The sequence below is a fragment of the Paraburkholderia sp. SIMBA_027 genome, assembly GCF_046535315.1.
GTDB classification, from domain to species: domain Bacteria; phylum Pseudomonadota; class Gammaproteobacteria; order Burkholderiales; family Burkholderiaceae; genus Paraburkholderia; species Paraburkholderia tropica.
This window is the reverse complement of record NZ_JAWRWY010000871.1, coordinates 1-262: the sequence shown is the minus strand read 5'-3', so window position 1 is coordinate 262 and position 262 is coordinate 1. Positions and strand designations below refer to the sequence as shown.

1 protein-coding gene is annotated in these 262 nt (G+C 23.3%); it reads left to right on the top strand.

Annotated elements, in window-relative coordinates; all coding sequences use genetic code 11:
• Positions 1–262: hypothetical protein (locus SB764_RS41575; RefSeq protein WP_410866975.1), on the top strand; the 262-nt coding region annotated here is incomplete at both ends.

Here is a 262-nt window from a genome sequence, read left to right as displayed (position 1 = left end):
ATTATTACTGAATTAACTAAAATTCATCAAACCTCTGATAGTTATATTATTAAAACACCTACCAATCCATGTGAAATAGAGATAGAAGAAACGTCTTTAAGTAGAAGTTACAAATACGCAAATTCTCAATTATGTTATAAACTTGAGATATCTAATGATCATTTAGATACTTCTATTAATCCTAAAGGGAATAAAAATCATAAGAAGCTAAAACTTAAATTAATAATTTATGATAAAAAAGATAATGAGAATAATTTAGAAG